The sequence below is a fragment of the Paenarthrobacter sp. CC6 genome (assembly GCF_040560085.1).
GTDB lineage: Bacteria > Actinomycetota > Actinomycetes > Actinomycetales > Micrococcaceae > Arthrobacter > Arthrobacter nicotinovorans.
The window spans coordinates 78,592-99,071 of sequence record NZ_JARDAN010000008.1 but is presented as its reverse complement, the minus strand read 5'-3'; the positions used below and the strand labels follow the sequence as shown (position 1 = coordinate 99,071).

Annotated in this window: 21 protein-coding genes; 16 read left to right on the top strand and 5 right to left on the bottom strand. The window is 63.5% G+C overall.

The genetic code is table 11. The features are described from left to right. Positions 1–43: 43 nt before the first annotated feature. Entirely contained in the window at positions 44–739 is a 696-nt protein-coding gene (gene nucS / locus PV760_RS09185) for an endonuclease NucS (protein WP_018776335.1), read from the bottom strand. Positions 740–788: 49 nt separating this feature from the next. On the opposite strand from nucS, the gene PV760_RS09180 reads away from it, so the two are divergent. Both PV760_RS09180 and PV760_RS09175 read left to right on the top strand, forming a co-directional pair. Beyond that, a complete protein-coding gene (locus tag PV760_RS09180) occupies positions 789–1,133 on the top strand; it encodes an Rv1322 family protein (RefSeq protein WP_018776334.1) in 345 nt (114 codons plus the stop codon). Between the two features lie 19 nt (positions 1,134–1,152). Next, positions 1,153–1,947: an alpha/beta hydrolase gene (locus PV760_RS09175; RefSeq protein ID WP_039242038.1), complete on the top strand. Its 795-nt coding sequence runs from the start codon at positions 1,153–1,155 to the stop codon at positions 1,945–1,947. A 107-nt stretch (positions 1,948–2,054) separates the two neighbouring features. Here the strand turns inward: PV760_RS09175 and PV760_RS09170 are convergent, their stop codons facing one another. Further along, positions 2,055–3,347 (bottom strand): AI-2E family transporter, encoded by a 1,293-nt coding sequence (locus PV760_RS09170; protein WP_026266926.1) that lies wholly within the window; start codon positions 3,345–3,347, stop codon positions 2,055–2,057. A 202-nt stretch (positions 3,348–3,549) separates the two neighbouring features. On the opposite strand from PV760_RS09170, the gene PV760_RS09165 reads away from it, so the two are divergent. The 8 genes from PV760_RS09165 to PV760_RS09130 all read left to right on the top strand — a co-directional run bounded on the left by PV760_RS09165 (position 3,550) and on the right by PV760_RS09130 (position 13,016). After that, positions 3,550–5,307 (top strand): DUF8094 domain-containing protein, encoded by a 1,758-nt coding sequence (locus tag PV760_RS09165; protein WP_354627610.1) that lies wholly within the window; start codon positions 3,550–3,552, stop codon positions 5,305–5,307. A gap of 37 nt (positions 5,308–5,344) precedes the next feature. Continuing rightward, a complete protein-coding gene (locus PV760_RS09160) occupies positions 5,345–6,322 on the top strand; it encodes a tetratricopeptide repeat protein (protein ID WP_079580527.1) in 978 nt (325 codons plus the stop codon). Further along, complete coding sequence (locus PV760_RS09155; protein ID WP_039242034.1) at positions 6,322–7,422, top strand: NADH:flavin oxidoreductase/NADH oxidase; 1,101 nt, start codon at positions 6,322–6,324, stop codon at positions 7,420–7,422. Before PV760_RS09160 ends, PV760_RS09155 begins: the two co-directional genes overlap by 1 nt. A 40-nt stretch (positions 7,423–7,462) precedes the next feature. Continuing rightward, positions 7,463–8,353, top strand: coding sequence for an ABC transporter ATP-binding protein (locus tag PV760_RS09150; RefSeq protein ID WP_039242033.1), 891 nt, complete (start codon positions 7,463–7,465; stop codon positions 8,351–8,353). Beyond that, positions 8,335–9,906: a transporter gene (locus PV760_RS09145; protein ID WP_354627609.1), complete on the top strand. Its 1,572-nt coding sequence runs from the start codon at positions 8,335–8,337 to the stop codon at positions 9,904–9,906. The genes PV760_RS09150 and PV760_RS09145 overlap by 19 nt, the downstream gene beginning before the upstream one ends. 92 nt (positions 9,907–9,998) lie before the next feature. Continuing rightward, positions 9,999–10,781 (top strand): glucosamine-6-phosphate deaminase, encoded by a 783-nt coding sequence (gene nagB, locus PV760_RS09140; RefSeq protein ID WP_026266923.1) that lies wholly within the window; start codon positions 9,999–10,001, stop codon positions 10,779–10,781. Positions 10,782–10,789: 8 nt separating this feature from the next. Continuing rightward, entirely contained in the window at positions 10,790–11,128 is a 339-nt protein-coding gene (locus PV760_RS09135; protein ID WP_018776325.1) for a DUF3039 domain-containing protein, read from the top strand. A gap of 112 nt (positions 11,129–11,240) precedes the next feature. Further along, positions 11,241–13,016 carry a DEAD/DEAH box helicase gene (locus tag PV760_RS09130; RefSeq protein ID WP_018776324.1) on the top strand — a complete coding sequence of 592 codons (1,776 nt, stop codon included), beginning with the start codon at positions 11,241–11,243 and terminating at the stop codon, positions 13,014–13,016. A 131-nt stretch (positions 13,017–13,147) separates the two neighbouring features. On the opposite strand, the gene PV760_RS09125 is transcribed toward PV760_RS09130, so the two are convergent. Both PV760_RS09125 and PV760_RS09120 read right to left on the bottom strand, forming a co-directional pair. Then, on the bottom strand, positions 13,148–13,774 hold the full coding sequence (locus tag PV760_RS09125) for an isochorismatase family protein (RefSeq protein ID WP_354627608.1): 627 nt from the start codon (positions 13,772–13,774) through the stop codon (positions 13,148–13,150). Then, a complete protein-coding gene (locus PV760_RS09120; protein WP_026266922.1) occupies positions 13,774–15,102 on the bottom strand; it encodes a nicotinate phosphoribosyltransferase in 1,329 nt (442 codons plus the stop codon). The genes PV760_RS09125 and PV760_RS09120 overlap by 1 nt, the downstream gene beginning before the upstream one ends. Positions 15,103–15,139: 37 nt before the next feature. Between PV760_RS09120 and clpS the strand changes: the two genes are divergently transcribed. The 6 genes from clpS (at position 15,140) to rdgB (ending at position 19,489) form a co-directional block, all read left to right on the top strand. Further along, entirely contained in the window at positions 15,140–15,502 is a 363-nt protein-coding gene (gene clpS / locus PV760_RS09115) for an ATP-dependent Clp protease adapter ClpS (RefSeq protein ID WP_110503958.1), read from the top strand. Then, positions 15,495–16,061 carry a DUF2017 domain-containing protein gene (locus PV760_RS09110; RefSeq protein WP_055972139.1) on the top strand — a complete coding sequence of 189 codons (567 nt, stop codon included), beginning with the start codon at positions 15,495–15,497 and terminating at the stop codon, positions 16,059–16,061. Before clpS ends, PV760_RS09110 begins: the two co-directional genes overlap by 8 nt. Positions 16,062–16,125: 64 nt before the next feature. Further along, positions 16,126–17,184: a glutamate racemase gene (gene murI, locus PV760_RS09105; RefSeq protein WP_035733078.1), complete on the top strand. Its 1,059-nt coding sequence runs from the start codon at positions 16,126–16,128 to the stop codon at positions 17,182–17,184. Beyond that, a complete protein-coding gene (locus PV760_RS09100) occupies positions 17,181–17,978 on the top strand; it encodes an MBL fold metallo-hydrolase (RefSeq protein WP_039242026.1) in 798 nt (265 codons plus the stop codon). Before murI ends, PV760_RS09100 begins: the two co-directional genes overlap by 4 nt. Before the next feature lie 84 nt (positions 17,979–18,062). Then, positions 18,063–18,821: a ribonuclease PH gene (rph, locus tag PV760_RS09095; RefSeq protein ID WP_018776317.1), complete on the top strand. Its 759-nt coding sequence runs from the start codon at positions 18,063–18,065 to the stop codon at positions 18,819–18,821. Next, positions 18,818–19,489 (top strand): RdgB/HAM1 family non-canonical purine NTP pyrophosphatase, encoded by a 672-nt coding sequence (rdgB, locus tag PV760_RS09090; protein ID WP_064721744.1) that lies wholly within the window; start codon positions 18,818–18,820, stop codon positions 19,487–19,489. The genes rph and rdgB overlap by 4 nt, the downstream gene beginning before the upstream one ends. Before the next feature lie 100 nt (positions 19,490–19,589). Here the strand turns inward: rdgB and PV760_RS09085 are convergent, their stop codons facing one another. Further along, positions 19,590–20,354, bottom strand: a complete 765-nt coding sequence (locus tag PV760_RS09085) for a DedA family protein (protein WP_018776315.1) — start codon at positions 20,352–20,354, stop codon at positions 19,590–19,592. Positions 20,355–20,480 lie beyond the last annotated feature (126 nt).

Sequence of the window (20,480 nt, the reverse complement as noted above, 5' to 3'; positions counted from 1 at the left end):
TTCCGATTCTAGTGGCCCGGGGCACACTCAGTCCGAGGCGTCCTCAGAAGAGGCGGGACTCGCTGTCATCCACACCGCGCATGGCGTCATAATCGAGCGTCACGCAATCGATGCCGCGGTCATTGGCGAGGACTTTCGCCTGCGGCTTGATCTGCTGGGCGGCGAAAATGCCACGGACCGGTGCCAGCAAAGGATCCCGGTTGAGCAATTCCAGGTACCGGGTGAGCTGCTCAACGCCGTCGATGTCGCCGCGGCGTTTGAGTTCGACGGCGACTGTGGCGCCGGAGGCGTCGCGGGCCAGGATGTCCACAGGGCCGATCGCCGTGAAGTATTCGCGGCGGATCAGCGAGTAACCGGCACCGAGGGTCTCGATCTGTTCGGCCAGGAGGCGCTGCAGGTCCGCTTCGACTCCATCCTTGATCAGTCCCGGGTCGGTGCCCAAGTCATGAGAGGTGTCGTGGAGTTGTTCGTAGATATTGATGATGAGGCGGTCATCGGTCTTGGCTGACTGCACCGTCCATTGCTCCACTACTCCCTCTTCCACCTCGGTTTCCTCGGGGGTGGTCACCCGCAGTGTGGCAGGCGGGCTCATCCAGTTCAGCGGCTTGTAGGAGCCGCCGTCGGAGTGCACCAGCACCGAGCCGTCCGCCTTGACCAGCAACAGCCGGGTGGCGAGGGGGAGGTGGGCCTTCAGGCGGCCAACGTAATCAACAGAACAACGGGCTATGACGAGTCGCACCCGCCCCACATTACCGCGTATGCCCGGTTGTCTGGGGCAGAATGGAGGTATGCCCCGCTCCAACCGTCCCCGCCGCAACGCGTCCGGCCCACGTCCCGGCAGTGGTGGAGGCAAATGGGCGGAACCGGTGCCGGAGCTCGATCTTGAGCGGGCCCGGGCGGGGATCGCCCGGCGCGAAAGTGCTCCGGATGGTGACTGGATGGTGCGGACCATGACGGCCAGGAAGGCGGAAAAGCAGTACATCTGCCCGGGTTGTTCAACGGCGATCCTGCCGGGAATCGCCCACCTGGTGGTGTGGTCCGACAACCACCTCTTCGGCCAGGCCGCGGGGTTGGCTGAGCGCCGCCACTGGCACACCAATTGCTGGACTACCCGGACGTACCGCTACCGCTGATGCGCTTAGGCTTGGATGCATGACTTTCGATCCCGCCTCGTTCGTTTTCACCCCACAGGACGCGCCATCGGAGATCCGTGCCTCAACGGTTCTTCCCGCCAAACGCGAGAATGTGGCATTCACCACCGAGGACGGCAAGGTCCTGCTGGGCGAGCTCGCCCTTCCGGAATCAGGGGAGATCACGGCCACGCTGATAACGCTGCATCCGTTGCCGACGCACGGTGGCTTCATGGATTCCCACGTCTACCGCAAGGCTTCCTACAGGCTTCCTGCCTTGGCTGGCGTCGCGGTGCTTCGCTTCAACACCCGTGGCACATCATCTCCGCGCGGGACAAGTGAGGGACAGTTCGAAGAAGGCGTAGGTGAGCGGTACGACGTCGAGGCGGCTGTGCGTTTCGCCGTCGAACGCGGCCTGCCGAACCGCTGGCTGGTGGGGTGGTCTTTCGGGACGGAACTGGCGCTGATGTATGGAGCGGTAGAGCCGGTGGCAAGCCGGATCGAAGGCGCGGTCCTGTTGTCCCCGCCGCTGCATCGGGCCACGGATGTGCACCTCAAGGAATGGGCGGAGTCCGGCAAGCCGCTGACGGTCCTGGTGCCTGAGCATGATGACTACCTGCAGCCGGAAGAGGCTGCCGGCCGGTTCAGCCTGGTGCCGCAGGCCCGGGTTGTTGGCGTCGACGGAGCCAAGCACCTTTGGGTGGGCGAAAAGTACGCGGCGCGCGTCCTTGATGAGATCGTCGACGACGTCACGCCGGCGGGTGCCGGCGCACAGGGACTGCCGCGTGAGTGGGCGGGGTCGGTGGCCAATGCCTGATCCGGTGGCGAGTGCCTGATCCGGCTGGTTCGTGGCGAACATCCCGGACATGAAGAGGCCCCTGAACCAAACGGTTCAGGGGCTTCTTCATGGGCACATCAGGACCGTCAGTGCCGGTCCTGGCGGACAATGAAGACTTCCTTGATGAGCAGCATGATGGCGGCCGCGGTGGGAATGGCAATCAGTGCGCCCAGGACGCCCAGCAAACTGCCGCCGGCAATAACGGAGATGACGGCCACCGCGCCCGGCACTGCGACTGCGCGCTGCATGATGCGCGGCGAGATGAAGTAGGCCTCGAACTGGAGGTAGGCGAAATAGGCGATCGCGTAGACAACGGCCGTCTGCCACCCTGCGGTGAGGGCCACGAGGATTACAACGACGGCGGCGATCATGCCGCCCACGAGCGGGATAAAGGCGAGCAGCGCCACGACGAATGCCAGCAGGACGCTGAAGGGAATCCCCAGGATGGTCATCACGATGAAGGCGAAGATGGCGTTCAAGAGGGCGACGCAAGCCTGGCCGATCACGTAGTTGCCCACGGAATCCGTGATGGCTTCAGACAACGCTTCCACGCGTGGGCGGCGGGAACGGGGTGCCAGCCGGTAAGCCCACTTCTTCATGGAGGGCAGGGCTGCCAGGAAGTACAGGCTCAGGACCAGGACAATGAGGGAACCGAAGAGGCCGTTGGCCACGGTTGAACCGAAACCAACAACACCGCCAAAGATGCCGCCCATGGCTTCGGGGTCCTTGACGAACTTGTCCAGTTCGGTGGTGATCCGGTCGCGAACGCCGAACTGGCTGTCCACGTTGCGGAAGAAGTCCGAGTCGAGGAAGCCGCGGATCCAATCCGGGGCCTGCCGCACGATTTCGGACACCTGCTCAACGATGGTGGGAATCAGGGTCGCAAAGAAACCGGCAACAGCAAGTACCAGGGCGGAGACAGAGATGAGGATGCCTGCCGGGCGCGGTACTTTGTGGGACTCCAGCCAGCGCACCACGGGGTCAAGGCCCAACGCAATGAAGAGGGCGGCCACGATCCACAGGATCAGCTGGGTGGTGTTGCTTGCGATATAGAACACCGCAAGGGCGACTCCCACGCCAGCCGTTCCCATGAAACCGACGTAAAGAGGGTGCTGCGACGACATCCGGGGGCCGGGCGCGCCAAAGCCGTGATCGTCTTCCGGGCGGAAGCCGTCCTGATCGCCCGTTCCGTCGTCTTCCGGCGGCATCTCGAAGCGGACACGGGTGCGCGCGCCGGGGATGGGCTGCCTGAGCCTGCGGCTGATGGCGGCGAGCCGCCCGGTCCGGACGGGAACCGAGGCTGACGGCGCGTCCGATGACGCGTTCACCGCGGCTGACCCGGGCTCATCGTCGGGACGGGACTCCATGTGGTCTTTCACGCGCTTGTACAGCCTTTTCGTTGGTGGTACAGGGTCAATTCAGGCAGTTATGGGCCCGGATATCATGATCATCGCCACACTATCAGGACCGCGGAATCGGGCCACAGCGGCGCCACGGCAGGCTTTTTCGGGTGTCGCCGGGATCACCCCGATCTGACTCCTTGATAACAAAACGGTTACCCTTGAAGTTCAACGACCGCTGATGATAGGTGATCCTGTGCGTTTGAAGACTGCAGCCTTGCTGGTGCTGCTGGGCCTGCTGACGATGTTGGCCGGCATTGGCCAGCTGACTTTCTGGGCCCCCGCTGAGACGGTGACGGCTTCGGTTCCCAGCGATACCAAAGCTGCCCCGCTGACCGTGATCGATCAAAAACTCATTGACCTGCATGAGGGGCCGGTGAAGATCAAGATCCAGGGTGAAGGCAACTACATGATTGCCACTGGCCGCCCCGACGACGTCAACGCCTGGGTAGGTAAGACCGCCCACACCACGCTGACCGGCGTCTCGGCAGACCAGAAGTCACTCGAAGCGACATCCGCCGATGGTGAGGCCACTGCGCCGTCCCCGGCAGGTTCCGATCTCTGGGTCAGCACTGAAGACGCGAGCGGCGATTACGAATACACGTGGAACCCGCCCGCTGACGGCGAGTGGTCCTTGCTGGTGGCTGCCGACGGAACCAAGCCTGCCCCGTCTACCATCTCCATGACCTTCCCGAACAAGGAAACCACCCCCTGGGCTGTGCCCCTGATTGTTCTGGGCATCATCATCATCCTGGTTGGCGCGGCGCTGCCGTTCATTGCCAAGGCTCTGGGCAGTCGTCGTAAAGACGGCGAAGGAGACGGGCCGCAGGGTGGCGAAGCAACCACCACCCTGCCCGTACAGTCGCCCACCGGCGATGAGGCCCGCCGTCGTACTGGTGGAGTCGAAGGTCCGGCGTTGCGCGTCACTGCCGTCGCAGCCGCCTTGGCCGCCGTCATGGTCGGCGGGTCCGCTGTGGCCGCCCAAGCCACCACCTCACCGAATGCCACCTCCACCGCGTCGGCTTCCTCACCAGCTGAGGGCGACGGCGGAACACCGGTGATGCTCGAATCGCAGCTCCAGCGCATCCTGGAGCAGGTAGCCAGCACTGTGGACGCAGCCGATGCCGCGAAGGATGCTGCCAAGCTGGCCCCGCGCGTCGACAAAATGGAACTCCAGATCCGCACCCAGAACTACAAGATCCGGTCCACCGTTTCGGCGTATGAACCGCGCATGCCTGTCCGGGCCACCAAGCTCGAGAGCAGCGTCATCAGCACCAAGAAGGACTGGCCCAGGACCGTCTATGCCCTGACCCAGGGTGAAGGAAACGTCGTTCCGCAGGTCCTCACGCTCGTTCAGCTTTCTCCGCGTGAGAACTACAAGCTGTGGGGCACCGCGCCACTCCAGCCGGGCACCAACTTCCCGTCCTTCCCGGTGGCCCGTAAGGGCACTACGCCAGTGCCTGCCAGCGACAGCACCGGCCTGGCCTACAGCGGCAACCAGGCGTTGGAAATCCTGAGTGAGATGCTGACGAACCCGGATTCGCCAAATCGGAGCAAGCTCGCCGATGGCCAGTCGTCCCCGTATATCGCCGGGGCCCTTGCCTACCAGGCGGACACCGTGAAGAACGGCACCAGCGCCAACTTCAAGTTCACTCACACTCCGGTGCCAAACCAGACTGTGGTGCTGAAGACCGCTGACGGGGGAGCATTGGTAGTGGGACGCCTGGACTTCGCGTTCGAGGGAACTCCCAAGGCGGCGGGCGACAAGCTCCTGCTTGAGGACGACTCCGCCGTATTCGCCGGTGGCAAGGAAACCACCACCGGCATGGTCCTGAACTTCGCCGAGTCCGTGGCCGTGTACATCCCGCCTGCGGGATCATCCGATCCCATGAAGCTCGTGGCCGCTACCCGCGGTCTGGTTGGAGCCAGCTTCAAGTAGCCCGACCAGCAGGTAGGCAGCGGCTAGAGTGGACGGTATGAGTTCGCCCGGATACCGACCCACTCCAGCCGCTGCCAGCCAGCTCAACCTGCGCGGCGCCGTCGACCTCTCGTCGTTGCGCCGTCCGACCCCGCCACAGGGGCCTCCTGCCCCCGCGGACGGGGAGACACCCCAAGGGGGTGAGGCCGGCAAAGCCCCGCTCCGTGTGGATGCAACAGAAACAAACTTCCAGGATCTGGTGCAGTTGTCCGCCCAGATTCCCGTACTGTTCCTTCTCTGGTCCCGGTACGCCCCCGAATCGCCCGCTGTCCTGGACACTGCCCAGCAGGTCGTTGAAAGCTATGGCGGACGGCTGGTGCTTGCCGCCGCTGACGTAGATGCCTTCCCTCAACTGGCCCAGGCCTTCCAGGTAGAAGCCGTCCCGACCGCCGTCGCCGTGATCAAAGGCCAGCCTGTTCCGTTGTTCCAAGGCCCGGCGGATGACGCGCAAATCCGGAACCTCGTCGATGAACTGCTCAAGGTGGCGGCCGCGAATGGCGTCACCGGAAGCATCGGCGACGCCGTGCAGGCTGACGATGCCGAACCCGCACCGCTCCCGCCGCTGCACCAGACCGCCGTCGATGCCATCGAAGCCGGTGACTACGACGCCGCTGTAGCGGCCTACAAGCAGGCGCTCCTTGAACAGCCGGCTGATGCTGAGGCAAAAGCGGGCCTGGCACAGGTTGAGTTGATGGCAAGGCTGGAGAAACTCACGGCCCCCGAGGCAGAAGCCCTCCGCGACCGTGCCGCCCAGGAGCCCGATGATGTCGAGGCGCAACTGGGCGTCGCTGACCTTGACATCTCAGGTGGCCACATCGAGGACGGCTTCAACCGGATCATCAGCTTCATCGGCAGGAACTTCGGTCCCGAGAGGGAGACTGCCCGTCTGCGGCTCTTGGAGCTCTTCGAGGTTGTGGGAATCAAGGACGACCGCGTGGCCAAGGCCCGACAGGGATTGGCGAGGGTCCTCTTCTAGTGGGATCGGCGCTGTTTTCTCCGCTCACCTTGCGTTCGCTGACCATCCCGCACCGGGGTTGGGTCTCGCCGATGTGCCAGTACAGCTGCCATCCGGAGACTGGTGAGGGGGTTCCGAACGACTGGCACCTGATGCACTTGGGTTCCTTCGCCGCCGGAGGCGCTGCGCTGATCATGAGTGAGGCGGCGGCTGTCAACCCGGTGGGCAGGATCAGCCCGTTGGATGCCGGCCTCTATTCGGATGAACAGGCTGCCGCTTGGGAACGGATCGTGCAGTTCGTGCACAGGCACGGCGCCGTGGACTGCAGGATCGGTGCCCAGCTGGCGCACGCAGGGCGGAAGGCCTCCACTTACTGGCCGTTCGCGGAACGTTCGGGTTCGGTCCCGGCGGACGACGGAGGCTGGTCGACAGTCGGTCCAACGAACCAGGCCTATGACGGCTATGCGGCGCCGGCGGCCATGAGCGAAGAGGACATCCAGGGTGTCGTGTCCGACTTTGCCGCAGCGGCCGCCCGGGCTGTGGCCGTTGGCTTCGACACTGTCGAAATCCACGGCGCCCATGGGTATCTTCTGCATCAGTTCCAGAGCCCGCTCATCAACACCCGTACGGACCGCTGGGGTGGAAACGAGGAGGGCCGGAACCGGCTCATGCTCACAGTGGTGGAGGCTGTCCGGGAAGTCATCCCCGATTCGATGCCTCTTCTCCTGCGCATCTCGGCCTCCGACTGGGCCGACGGCGGCGTGGAGGTGGGAGACTCGACCAGGCTGGCACGCGCTGCGGCAGAACGGGGCGTTGACCTGGTGGATGTCTCCAGCGGAGGGGCGGTTGCGCATCAGAAGATCCGCGCGGTACCCGGCTACCAGGCCGGGTTCGCCGAGCAGGTAAAGCGCGACGCCGGTGTGCCCACCGCCGCGGTGGGGCTGCTGACAAGTCCAACCCAAGTGGAGGACATCGTGGCCAACGGCAGGGCTGATGCCGTATTCATGGCGCGTGCGGCGCTCCGCGATCCGCATTGGTGGCTCCGGGCTGCCTACGGGCTTGGCTACGATCTGCCCTGGGTTCCGCAGTACCAGCGGGCCGTGCCCCGCCACGGCTTCTAGAACCCCGGCGCGCCTCTGCCCACGAGGTTAGGCTGGTCACATGACGGAACCACGCCATGAATCCATGCCCATATCCACGCCCGCCCAGGCATCCGAGTCCCCGCCCGCGGCTTCCACGCCCGACGCCGCTGCATCAACGCGGCCGGCGCAACCGCCGCAGACACCAGGTGAGCCGCCCTTGGCTGCCCTGTCCATCAGGGGGCTGGCCAAGAGATTCGGCGAGAAGATCGCCGTCGACGGAGTCAGTCTGGAAGTACCCGCGGGCTCGTTCTACGGAATGGTCGGACCCAATGGGGCCGGCAAGACCACCACGCTGTCCATGGCCACAGGCTTGCTGCGTCCTGACTTCGGCACCGCATTGGTCCACGGAGTCGATGTCTGGGCCCAACCACTGGCCGCCAAGAAGCTCATGGGCGTGCTGCCCGACGGCGTGCGCCTGTTCGACCGCCTGACCGGCGAACAATTGGTCACGTATTCCGGCCTCCTGCGGGGCATGGATCGTGACGTAGTGGGCACGAGGGTTTCGGAGCTGTTGGCGGCCCTTGACCTCGAAGCCGATGCCGGCTCCCTTGTGGTCGACTACTCGGCCGGCATGACCAAGAAGATTGCCTTGGCATCGGCGCTGATCCATGCGCCGCGGCTCCTGGTGCTGGACGAGCCGTTCGAGTCGGTGGATCCGGTGTCGGCGGCCAACATCCGGGGCATCCTGGAAAGCTATGTAGCGTCCGGGGGCACTGTCATCGTCTCGAGCCACGTGATGGATCTCGTGCAGCGCATGTGCAGCCACGTCGCGGTAGTTGCCGGTGGCCGGGTCCTGGCCGCAGGCTCTGTTGATGAGGTCCGCAACGGTTCAACCCTGGAGGAACGCTTCGTCCAGTTGGTCGGCGGCGGACACCGGACGGAGGGGCTGGAATGGTTGCGCACCTTCTAAGCCTGAAGTGGCGCCTGCTTCTTAACGGGTTCAAGCGGAGCCCATGGCAGTTGGTCGGTATGGCGTTGGGATTGCTCTACGCCTTGGGAATGCTGGTCCTCCTTGTTGGAGGCCTTATAGCGCTGCGGTGGGCCGATCCGGAGATCGCCCAAACCGTGGTGGTATTGGGTGGAGTGGCCACTGTCCTGGGCTGGGCGATCATCCCTCTGGTAGCGTCCGCAGCCGACATGACACTGGATCCCGCACGGTTCACCACGTTCGCGATCCCGTCCCGGCAGCTCCTGACCGGTTTGGCTCTTGCTGGATTCATTGGCATCCCCGGCCTGGCAACGTTGATTGCGGCCCTGGGAACGGTAGGGACCTGGTGGCGGAGCGCTCCGTCTGTGGTGGGCGCCTTGCTGGGTGCCGTCCTGGGAGCCCTGACCTGCATCGTGTTGTCAAAGGTGGTGACTACGGCTACCGCCGGCCTTTCGGCCTCACGCCGGTTCAAGGACATCAGCAGCATCATCGTTTTCATCCCCCTGGTCCTGCTGGGACCCATCATGATGGGAATCGTAGAGGGTGTCCGCAACACTTCGGATTACCTTCCCGGGCTCGCCCGTACCCTGTCGTGGACACCCCTCGGTGCAGCGTGGTCGCTCGGCGGGGACCTCGAAGCAGGGGAGTGGGCAGCCGCCGGACTGAAGGTTTTGATTGCGTTGGCCACCATCGGCGCACTGCTGCTGTGCTGGCACTTGCTTCTTCGGCGCGCGCTGGTGACTCCCACCTACTCGGGAGGCTCAGCCCGGAAGGGCGGGAAGCTTGGTCTCTTCGGCACGCTTCCCGGCACTCCTACGGGTGCGGTTATGGCGCGTGCCTTGGTCTATTGGATGAAGGATCCGAGGTATGCGGCATCGTTGGTCATCGTTCCGCTGTTCCCCGTCCTTTTCTTCTTCGGCAGTTCGCAGAGCGGCAGCTACGGGTTGTTCATGATTCTTGGACCGTTGACGGCTTTCACCATGGCCTGGTCCATCTGTGCAGATGTTTCCTACGACAACACCGCTTTCGCGTTGCACCTGGCCGCGGGTGTCCGGGGAATCGATGACCGGTTGGGCCGCGCCTTGGCATGCCTGGTGATCTCACTTCCCGTGGTGCTGGTCTTTACCGTGGGACCGTTGTTCCTCACCGGGGACTGGCAGTGGCTGCCCAACCTTTTGGGATTGTCGCTCGGAACGCTGCTCACGGGGCTGGGACTCTCCTCGGTGATCTCGGCCCGGTATAACATTGCCGTACCCTTGCCTGGCGACAGCCCCTTCAAGAAGCCTCCGGGAAACGTTGCCCAGACATTGCTTGTCCAGGGAGCCGGGATGGCAGTCCTGGCTCTGCTCCTCATTCCGGAACTCGCTTTGGTGGCCGTCCAGGCCTTCAGCGGCGGTCCTGAAGCAGGTTGGATCAATCTCGCGGTTGGTCCTTTGCTGGGCCTGGCTCTTTTCGTGGTGGGCGTTCGCCTCGGGGGGAAGTGGCTCGACGCGCGCGGACCGGAGATGTTTGCCGAGCTCAGCGTTAACCGCTGATTCCGTAATAACCGTGATTGCCGTGGCCTATAGATGGGACATGGGATAACCTCTGTGACAGAAGATGATCCTCAGAAAGAAAGGCCATGACGATGGAAGTTGTCATTCTCCCGGGCACCAAGCAGATCGGTGCGCTTGCTGCCGATGCCATCGAGGCATTGGTGCGGCGAAAGCCGAATGCCGTTCTGGGGCTTGCCACGGGATCATCTCCTTTGCCCATCTATGACGAATTGGCCAGCCGCTACGAAGCCGGGGGCCTGGACTTCAGCCAGGCCCACGGCTTCGCCCTGGACGAATATGTTGGCCTTGAGGCCGGACATCCTGAGTCTTACCGGGAAGTAATCCGGCGTGAATTTACCAACAGGGTGAACATCAAACCGGAGAACGTCCACGGCCCCGATGGTGCCGCCGAAGACCTTGAAGCAGCATGCCAGGACTACGAGGACGCCATTAAGGCCGTCGGAGGCGTGGATCTCCAGATCCTGGGCGTGGGCACTGACGGGCATATCGGGTTCAATGAGCCTGGCTCATCCCTTGCCTCGAGGACACGGATCAAAACCCTGATTGAGCAGACGCGCAAAGACAACGCCCGCTTCTTCGACAGCATCGACGACGTCCCGCACCACGTGGTGACCCAGGGTCTGGGGACCATTATGGACGCCAAGCACGTGGTCCTGGTGGCCACGGGCGCCCAAAAAGCCCAGGCGGTCCGGGATTTCGTGGAAGGCCCGGTGGCTGCGATTTGCGCGGCATCGATCCTGCAGATGCATCCCCACGCCACCATCCTGGTGGATGAAGCGGCAGCTTCATCACTGAAACTGGCTGATTACTACCGGCACACCTACGACAACAAGCCGGAGTGGCAGGGCCTGTAGACGGTAAGATGTTTGGCATGACTACGCTTCCTCCGGATCCATTCGAAAACGACCCCATGCGCGAGCTTTCCGGAGCCGGAACGTCCACTTCCACCATTGAGCGTGAAGAAACACGCCAGGAAGTGGAGCCCGGCGACCGCGAGCGGTTCTCCCACTACGTCCGCAAGGAAAAGATCATGGAGTCGGCCCTGACCGGCGAGCCCGTGATTGCCTTGTGCGGCAAAGTCTGGACGCCGGGCCGCGATCCGCAGAAGTTCCCGGTCTGCCCGGAGTGCAAGGAGATTTACGAAGGCCTCCGTCCCGGCAATGACGGTGGAAACAACGGCGGCCCGGGCAACTCCAAGTAGTGGGTGGGAAGAAAACACAGTCCCCTTCTGAACGTCACCGCTTTCCGGTCCGCTTTTGCGTGCCCGAAAAGCCTGAGGCAACCGCAACTGCCGTGAGGCCGGGGGAGTCAGCATGACAGAAACACTTTTTGGTGGTCCTTCACTGCCTCCCGCGTATCCGGAGCGCGCAGCTTGGGGAACGGCTCCCAAGCTGCGCGCCTGGCAGCAGGAGGCACTTGACCTGTACATGACCCGCAACCCGAAGGACTTCCTGGCCGTGGCGACGCCCGGTGCAGGTAAGACCACCTTCGCCCTGCGGATTGCGACCACGCTGCTGGACAGCGGCGTGGTTAACCGCATCACCATCGTGGCGCCAACGGACCACCTCAAGAGGCAGTGGGCCGATGCTGCCGCCAAGGTGGGTATCGCCATCGATCCCAACTTCAAGAACTCCGACGGCCAGCACGGCAGGGGGTTCGTGGGCGTTGCCGTCACTTACGCACAGGTGGCCAGCAAACCAATGCTGCACCGTGCCAAGACTGAAGCCGCACGCACCCTGGTGATCCTTGATGAGATCCACCACGGTGGTGAAGCCCTGTCGTGGGGCGATGGCCTCCGTGAGGCTTTCGATCCCGCCGCCCGGCGTCTGTCCTTGACGGGTACGCCTTTCCGTTCCGACACCTCACCCATTCCTTTCGTCGAATACGCCGAGGACCGGGACGGGATCCGCAGATCCAAGGCCGATTACACGTACGGCTATGGCAACGCACTGCGGGACCACGTCGTGCGCCCCGTCCTGTTCATGGCCTACTCCGGCCAGATGCGGTGGCGAACCAGTGCCGGGGACGAAATGGCGGCTTCCTTGGGCGAGGCAGCAGTCACCAAGGACATCACCTCACAGGCTTGGCGCACAGCTCTGAATCCCACCGGGGAATGGATTCCCGCCGTCCTGGCAGCTGCGGACAAGCGCCTCAGCGAAGTCCGTCGAACAGTGCCTGACGCCGGTGGCCTGGTGATAGCCACGGACCACGATGACGCCCGCGCCTACGCCGGCCAGTTGAAGAAAATCACCGGCCAATCGCCCACAGTGATTCTCTCGGACGACTCCAAGGCATCGAGCAAGATCGAGGAGTTCTCCGCAGGGGACAAGCGCTGGATGGTCGCCGTGCGCATGGTGTCCGAAGGTGTTGACGTACCCCGCCTCTCCGTGGGCGTCTACGCCACCTCTACCTCGACCCCCTTGTTCTTTGCCCAGGCTGTCGGACGTTTTGTCCGTGCGCGCAAAAGGGGCGAAACGGCGTCGGTCTTCCTGCCGTCGGTACCGCCCTTGATGATTCTCGCCAACACCATGGAGGCCGAGCGCGACCATGCGCTGGACCGCCCTGAAAAGGACGAGGACGGACTTTTCAGTCCCGAAGAAAACCTGATGGCCGAGGCCAACCGCGAAGACAAAGCTTCCGACGAGCTCACCAAGGGCAAATTTGAGGCGTTGGACTCCCAAGCGTCCTTCGACCGTGTCCTGTTCGATGGTGGCGAGTTCGGTACCGGGGCGGACATCGGCTCCGACGAGGAACTGGACTTCCTCGGCATCCCAGGACTCCTTGATGCCGAGCAGGTGGGAACGTTGCTCCGGCAGCGCCAGCACGAGCAGCAGTCGCGCAAGAAGCGGCAGTCGCCACTGGCTGCTGCGGCTTCGCCGGCGATTCCGGACCACCGGATGCTCATGGACCTGCGCAATGAGCTGGCCAAGAACGTTGCCGCGTGGGCTGCCCGGACAGGGACGCCGCACGGGGTGGTCCACACCAAGCTGCGCGAGGTTTGCGGCGGTCCGGCTGTTGCCCAGGCCAACGAGGAGCAACTGCAGGCACGGCTTCGGAAGCTTCAGGACTGGTTCATTGGCCGGAAGTAACCAGTAACACGCCCACATGACAAAAGGGCGCCGCTACCAGCGGCGCCCTTTCGTCATCTCCGCGTGACTTCAGGGAACGGGGCCCTGGGGCAGATGCGATGGTTCAGATGCGATGGTTCAGATGCGATGGGTCAACTGTGATCGACGTCGACGCCGGCAGCTTCCATTTCGTCGAAGGTATCACTGAGGTCCCCGGCGATTCCCGCGGTGAGGCCGGCGATCACGGTGGTGTTGTATCCGGCCTGGACAGCATCCAAAGCTGTGGCTTTGACGCAATAGTCGGTAGCCAGGCCAACAATCACCACGTCTTCAACGTCATGGCTCTGGAGCCAGTCATCGAGCCCGATCGCGTCCTCGTCGAGTACTTCCTCGACCGCTGCTCCCGCCTTCAGGTCCCCGGTAGGAACATCGTCTTCCGGGGCCAGGACGCCTTCGAAGCCCGAGTAAGCGGCTGTGTACTGTCCTTTGCGGAAGTACGCCTGGATGTACTCAGGGTCAATGTCCTCATGAAGCTCGGCGCCCTTGCTACGGGCCCGGCAGTGCGGCGGCCACGAGTCCACCATGTCGGGATCGTCCGAGAAATGGTCGCCCGGTTCAATGTGCCAGTCCTGCGTGGCGACGATGTGATCGAAGTGCTGCTGGTTGGCGTCCACATACTCCGTAATCGCGGCAGCGACATCCGCGCCGCCTTCGACCGCCAAAGTGCCACCCTCACAGAAGTCGTTCTGGACATCAACGATGATCAAGGCCCGGGACATCAGTTCTCCTCGTAAATGGTGGGAATGGCGGCTTCGCCACGCTGCAGGCGGTTCACTACGGGTGGCAGTTCGGCCATGGTCGCCGCATGGCGCTCCTTGGCGCGGACAACACCCTCCGGCCCGGTCCATCCCGGCAGGACCTCGCCGTTCTTGACGAACTGATGAAGCAGCGGACGGTCGTTGCCGTCATCTTCCGGGCGGTGGCCGATGCCCACGACTTCGGCGGTGGCCCTTCCGCGCTCGTTGAGCTTGCGGAGGGCGTACTTGCGGCCACCGACGCTTGCCTTGTTCTTGGCAGCCTTGGCCACGGAGATGAACTCACCGGCGTCGTTGGTGCGGCTGACCAGCTTGTAGACCATGCTCGCCGTCGGAGCGCCTGAACCGGTGACCAGCGACGTCCCCACGCCATAGGAGTCCACTGGGGCAGATTGCAGCGCCGCGATGGCGAACTCGTCCAGGTCCGAGGTCACCACGATGCGCGTGTTGACGTTGCCGAGGTCATCGAGCAGTTGCCGGACCCATTGCGCCTGGGCCACGAGGTCGCCGGAGTCCAGACGTACTGCGCCGAGTTTGTCACCGGCGAGCTCGACGGCGGTCCGAACCGCAGTTTCGACGTCGTAGGTATCGACCAACAGGGAAGTCCCCGGACCGAAGGTGGCAATCTGGGCTTCGAAGGCCTCGCGCTCGGTGTCATGAAGAAGCGTGAAGGAGTGGGCTGCGGTACCGACGGTTTTGATGCCGTAGCGCCGGCCGGCTTCAAGGTTGGAGGTACTGGCGAAGCCGGCGATGACAGCGGCGCGTGCTGCCGCCGTCGCCGATTCCTCCTGTGTGCGCCGGGAGCCCATCTCGATACAGGGGCGGGTTCCGGCCGCCGAGGTCATCCGTGACGCGGCCGAGGCTATGGCGCTGTCGTGATTAAGGACCGAAAGGACGAACGTCTCAAGGATGCAGGCCTCGGCGAAAGTCGATTCGACGATGAGGATGGGGGAGTTGGGGAAATAGGCATCCCCTTCGGCGTATCCCCAGATGTCGCCGCTGAACTTGTAGTCGGCAAGGTAATCCAGGGTCTCCCTGTTTACTACCTTGTTCTGCTCCAGGAATGCGAGTTCAGCATCGCCGAACCTGAAGTCCGCAATGCCTTCCAGCAAGCGTCCCGTGCCACCCACCACGCCGTAGCGGCGGCCATCCGGCAACCGTCGGGCGAAGGCTTCAAACACAGAACGGCGATGCGCGGCACCTGAGTGCAGGGCGGCCTGCAGCATCGTCAGTTCGTAGTGGTCTGTGTACAAGGATGTTGCGGGGTGGTCCCACGACGCGGCTCTACTCACGAATTCACTCTAGTGCGAGCCGCCATAGAATGGACAGATGAGCCCTAGCGTTGCGTTTGGCACGGACATCGATGAGCGGACGGAAGCTGCAGAGCAAACGTCCACTGATGTCCTGACAGCCCCTGATGTCCCCTGGAACCTGGTGATCTGGAACGATCCCGTCAACCTGATGAGCTACGTGAGCTATGTTTTCCAGAGCTACTTCGGCTACTCCGAGTCGAAAGCACACAAGTTGATGATGGAGGTCCACAAGAAGGGCCGCTCCATCGTTGCGTTCGGAAGCAAGGAACTAGTGGAGCAGCATGCGGTGGCCATGCACGGTTTTGGCCTGTGGGCCACCGTGGAGAAGGCTGCCAGTGGCAATGAAACACCCGGAAAGGGCGGCCGCCAGCGTGGCTAAGGCATTCAAATACGGTCTTAAAGGCATCACCGGGTTCCTTGAACCGGCTGAACGTGATCTCCTCCGCGGATTGCTGGACGACGTCATCTCCATGCTGGACCCGGAAGTCCGGGAGAACGAAGACCCGCTGGCTGCCCTGATTGGCCTGGACATGGACGTTAAGCAGCCAACGGACAGGGCCCTGCTGCGGCTCCTGCCCAACGTTATGAAGGACGACGACGGCGGCTCGCTTGAGTTCCGGCAACTCACCGAACGCTCAGTCCGGGAAAACAAAATCGGCGCCCTGCGGGCAACGGCCATGGGTTTGGACAAGGAAGACCTGGTCCTGACGCCCGAGGAGGCTGCCCGGTGGTCAATGGCTCTCAACGACGTCAGGCTTGTTCTGGCCGAACGTCTGGACATCCGCGATGAAGCGGACGCCGAGCACATCCACACCATGCAGGACTGGAGCCAGGCTGAAGATGTGGAGAGCTACTTGGCCCTGGTCTACAACTTCACCACGTGGCTGCAGGAGTCCTTGGTGCAGGCCATGATCTCCGCCAGGCAGGCAAAATCCTGATCCCGGGGGCCCGGCGCCCCCCACGCCTTGTGACACATAAGACACGAGGCGGAGGACACACCTGATGGCCGCACTCCACGGGAAGCCTTATTCTCGAATAATCATGACTTCAGCATCGGGTTCACAAAGCGGCGCTACGGGCAGTAGCGCCCCCGTCAGCACAGGGGAAATCGTGGGAACGCGCCCGATCGGTATTTTTGATTCCGGCGTGGGCGGATTGACGGTGGCACGATCCATCATCGACCAGCTGCCCAACGAATCCATACTCTACGTTGGCGATACTGCCAACGGACCGTACGGTCCGCTCCCGATTGCAGAGGTCCGCGCCAACGCCCTTGGCGTGATGGACGAACTCGTGGACTCCGGAGTGAAGCTCCTGACCATTGCCTGCAACTCGGCATCGGCGGCTGTGCTTCGCGATGCGAGGGAAAGGTACACGGCCCGGTACGGCATCCCGGTGATTGAAGTAATTCAACCGGCTGTCCGCCGTGCTGTTTCAGCCACCCGGTCCGGAAAGATCGGCGTCATCGGAACGTCTGCCACGGTGGGTTCACGAGCATATGAGGACACCTTTGCCGCTGCTCCGGACCTCACCATCACGTCCGTGGCCTGCCCGGCTTTTGTGAGTTTCGTGGAGGCTGGCGTCACCACCGGACCTGAGCTCCTTGCGGCCGCCAACGAGTATCTCGCCCCGCTCAAGGATGCCGGCGTGGACACCGTCGTTCTCGGATGCACGCACTATCCCTTGCTGACCGGGGTCATCTCGTTCGTCATGGGTGAGGACGTCACGCTGGTTTCCAGTGCGGAAGAAACCGCCAAGGACGTCTACCGGGCCCTGGCCACCCACGGTATCCAGCGCACCGGGTCGAGTGCGCCGAGCCACGAGTTCATCGCCACCGGGGACGCTGCGCAGTTTGAGATACTGGCGCGCCGTTTCCTGGGACCCGAAGTCCTCTCCGTGAAGCATGTCGACCACGTGGCAGCGCAGTATCCCACCGGCAGCCTCGCCCGGATCACCCCCGAGATGCTGGAAGCAGCCAAGTCCGGTGCCGGCCTTGGGCGCCGCTCGTATTTCGTGAACCCCGGAGCGAGCGCGGACGCAGCCATGGGGCGTGGCCTGTGAAGCTGACCATTGTCGGGTGCACCGGATCCTTCCCCGGACCGGGATCGCCGGCGTCGTGCTACCTCGTCACCGCCCATGACGGCGAACGCGAGTGGAAAATCGTCATGGACCTTGGCAGCGGTGCCCTGGGTGCCATCCAGCGCTACACGGACCTTGAAGACATCGACGCGATCTTCCTCACGCACCTGCATCCTGACCACTGCATGGACCTGTGCGGCCTCCACGTCGCGGTGCGCTGGAAGCCGGGCGGCTGGGGACGGGACCGCCTTCCCGTGTGGGGCCCGGCTGCCACTGCCGACCGGATGGCCACGGCCTACGGTTTGGAGCTGGACCCGGGGATGCATGAGGAATTCGATTTCACCAACTGGACCGAGCTCAAGCCCGTCACTGTTGGTCCCTTCACCGTGACGCCGTTCGCCGTGAACCACCCGGTGGAGGAGGCCTACGCCTTGCGTGTCACGGCCACTGAACCGGGCAAGGACGGTGTCCCCGTGACCAAGATCCTGACGTATTCGGGCGACACCGATTCCTGCCAGGGACTGGAAGACGCCGCCAAGGGGTCGGACCTCTTCCTGTGCGAGGCGGCCTTTGAAGAGGGGCGGGACGACGACATCAAGGACGTCCACCTCACCGGCAAGCGTGCGGGCGAGGCTGCGACGAATGCAGGAGCCAAACGCCTTCTCCTCACTCACATCCCCGTGTGGACCTCGCAAACCAAAGTGTTGTCCGAGGCCAAGCCAGTGTTCGCCGGGGACGTCGCCGTCGCCGTGGCCGGAGTCCACTACACGATCTAGCAGCCACTACACGATCCGGCAGCCACTGCACGCCCCGGCAAGGCCCGGCGGTGGCAGTACCGTCATCGTCGCTAAGCTTGGAGCATGACTTCTGAAGCTACAGCCACACCCGTCGTCCGTGCCGATGGCCGGACCCCTGACCAACTGCGACCCATCAGTATCACCCGCGGCTGGTCCAAGCAGGCTGAGGGTTCTGCCCTGATCGAGTTCGGCAACACCCGGGTTCTGTGCACCGCTTCCCTGACCGAGGGCGTGCCACGCTGGCTCAAGGGCGAAGGCCGCGGCTGGGTGACAGCCGAATACGCCATGCTTCCCCGTGCCACGAACACCCGTTCGGACCGTGAGTCCGTCAAGGGCAAGATCGGCGGCCGCACCCACGAAATCTCCCGCCTGATCGGTCGCTCCCTGCGCTCCATCATCGATACCAAGGCACTCGGCGAGAACACGATCGTCCTGGACTGCGACGTCCTGCAGGCCGACGGCGGCACCCGCACCGCTGCCATCACTGGCGCTTACGTCGCGCTCGCCGAGGCCATCCGCTTTGCCCGGGAGAACAAGCTCATCTCCCGCAATGCCGAGCCCCTTGTGGACACCATTGCGGCGGTTTCCGTTGGCATCATCGACGGTGTCCCCATGCTGGACCTGCCCTACGTTGAAGACGTCCGGGCGGAGACCGACATGAACGTCGTGGTCACAGGCTCGGGCAAATTCGTCGAGGTCCAGGGCACCGCGGAAGGTGCTCCGTTCGACCGCGACGAACTCAATGCCCTTCTCGACCTTGCGCTGCTGGGCACAACCCAACTCGCCGCCATCCAGCGCGAAACGCTGGCGGAAGCTCCGTGAGCGCCGCTTCAGCGGCCGTTGGCCCCCGCCTCGTTCTCGCCACGCACAACAAGGGCAAGCTGAAGGAACTCCGCGAACTGCTGCGGGGCCAGGTGCCGGGCCTCGACGTCGATACCCAAGTGGTGGATGCCGCCGCAGCGGGTGCCCCCGACGTGGCAGAAACCGGCGTCACCTTTGCCGAGAATTCGCTGCTCAAGGCCCGTGCCGTGGCCGAAGCGACCGGCTTGGTTGCCATCGCCGACGACTCCGGGCTGGCAGTGGATGTCCTGGGCGGCGCACCCGGGATCTTTTCGGCCCGTTGGTCGGGCCGGCACGGTGACGACACCGGCAACCTGAACCTGCTGTTGGCACAACTGTCCGATGTTCCGGATCAATTCCGTGGGGCAGCGTTCGTGTGCGCCGCGGCCCTGGCTGTCCCGGGGACGGATGGCATCGCCCACGAGACCGTGGAGTACGGCCAGCTGGAGGGGACGCTTCTTCGTGAACCCCGCGGTGAAGGGGGCTTCGGTTACGATCCGGTGCTGCAACCTGCCGGCATGGACCGCAGCTGCGCCGAACTGAGCTCCGAGGAAAAGAACGCCATCAGCCATCGCGGCCAAGCGTTCCGGGCTTTGCTGCCTGCGGTCATCGCTGCTCTTTCCGGGACCGCGACGCCGACGCAGCAGTAACGTCATCGGCTGACTGTGCAGCCGTCAAAGAAGAGGCACCCCGCGTTCGCGGGGTGCCTCTTCTTTGCTGTGAAGCTTTTGCTGTGGCGCTGCGGGAGCCTTAGTGCTCGCCGTGCTTCCCACCGTCATGTTCTTCGATGAATTCCTCCACCGGGTCCGTCCCTTCGGCTGCGGCTTTACGCTTCGCCACAAAGCCGCGGGTGACCTCGATGATGACCGGGATGACGGAGATCAGCACGATGACAATGAAGATGATGTCCAGGTTCTTGCTGACCCAGGGGATACGATCGCCCAGAACGTAACCCAGGAACGTGACGCCGCCGCCCCACAGCACTGCGCCGATGACGTTGAAGATGAAGAACTTGCGCTTGTCCATCTGGGCAACGCCCACAATGACGGGGACGAACGTGCGGATGATGGGGACGAACCGCGCCAGGATCAACGCTTTCCCGCCGTGCTTCTCGAAGAAGGCGTGGGCGCTCTCGACGTTCTCTTTCTTGAAGAGCTTTGAGTCCGGACGGTTGAAAATCGCTGGACCGGCCTTGGAACCGATGAGGTAGCCCGTCTGGTTGCCGATGATCGCGGAGACGATGATCAGGCCGGCCAGGGCCCAGATGTTGAACTTGATGGTATCCGTGGCAACCAGCAGGCCCGCGGTAAACAGCATTGAGTCGCCGGGCAGGAAGAAGCCCACCAGCAGGCCCGTCTCCGCAAAGACGATGCCGCACACGAGGAGTACAACCCACGGTGCCAGGGCAGGATCGGCCAGGAAGATCTGGGGGTTGAGCCAGTCGGGCAGGAACGAAGCCATGGAGGGCTGCACCGGTCCTGCACCCCCGAAAGTGGATACGGCAAGGTCGCTCATCGCAGAAAAGATCACCCAACAAGCCTACTGGACGGCCGTCGTCGTCTTTTTCGGCGAAAGTCTTGACTCAAACTTCGGCGGTTGTATGGTTAGTTACATGAGTAATGAACCAATGAGGCGGTGTTG

Coding starts and splice junctions, on each gene's coding strand:
- murI (WP_035733078.1), top strand. CDS start 16,126: ATGGCCGCACTCCACGGGAAGCCTTATTCTCGAATAATCATGACTTCA.
- PV760_RS09135 (WP_018776325.1), top strand. CDS start 10,790: ATGTTTGGCATGACTACGCTTCCTCCGGATCCATTCGAAAACGACCCC.
- PV760_RS09160 (WP_079580527.1), top strand. CDS start 5,345: ATGAGTTCGCCCGGATACCGACCCACTCCAGCCGCTGCCAGCCAGCTC.
- PV760_RS09145 (WP_354627609.1), top strand. CDS start 8,335: ATGGTTGCGCACCTTCTAAGCCTGAAGTGGCGCCTGCTTCTTAACGGG.
- PV760_RS09130 (WP_018776324.1), top strand. CDS start 11,241: ATGACAGAAACACTTTTTGGTGGTCCTTCACTGCCTCCCGCGTATCCG.
- PV760_RS09175 (WP_039242038.1), top strand. CDS start 1,153: ATGACTTTCGATCCCGCCTCGTTCGTTTTCACCCCACAGGACGCGCCA.
- PV760_RS09180 (WP_018776334.1), top strand. CDS start 789: ATGCCCCGCTCCAACCGTCCCCGCCGCAACGCGTCCGGCCCACGTCCC.
- PV760_RS09125 (WP_354627608.1), bottom strand. CDS start 13,774: ATGTCCCGGGCCTTGATCATCGTTGATGTCCAGAACGACTTCTGTGAG.
- clpS (WP_110503958.1), top strand. CDS start 15,140: ATGAGCCCTAGCGTTGCGTTTGGCACGGACATCGATGAGCGGACGGAA.
- PV760_RS09150 (WP_039242033.1), top strand. CDS start 7,463: ATGACGGAACCACGCCATGAATCCATGCCCATATCCACGCCCGCCCAG.
- PV760_RS09085 (WP_018776315.1), bottom strand. CDS start 20,354: ATGAGCGACCTTGCCGTATCCACTTTCGGGGGTGCAGGACCGGTGCAG.
- nagB (WP_026266923.1), top strand. CDS start 9,999: ATGGAAGTTGTCATTCTCCCGGGCACCAAGCAGATCGGTGCGCTTGCT.
- PV760_RS09165 (WP_354627610.1), top strand. CDS start 3,550: ATGATAGGTGATCCTGTGCGTTTGAAGACTGCAGCCTTGCTGGTGCTG.
- rph (WP_018776317.1), top strand. CDS start 18,063: ATGACTTCTGAAGCTACAGCCACACCCGTCGTCCGTGCCGATGGCCGG.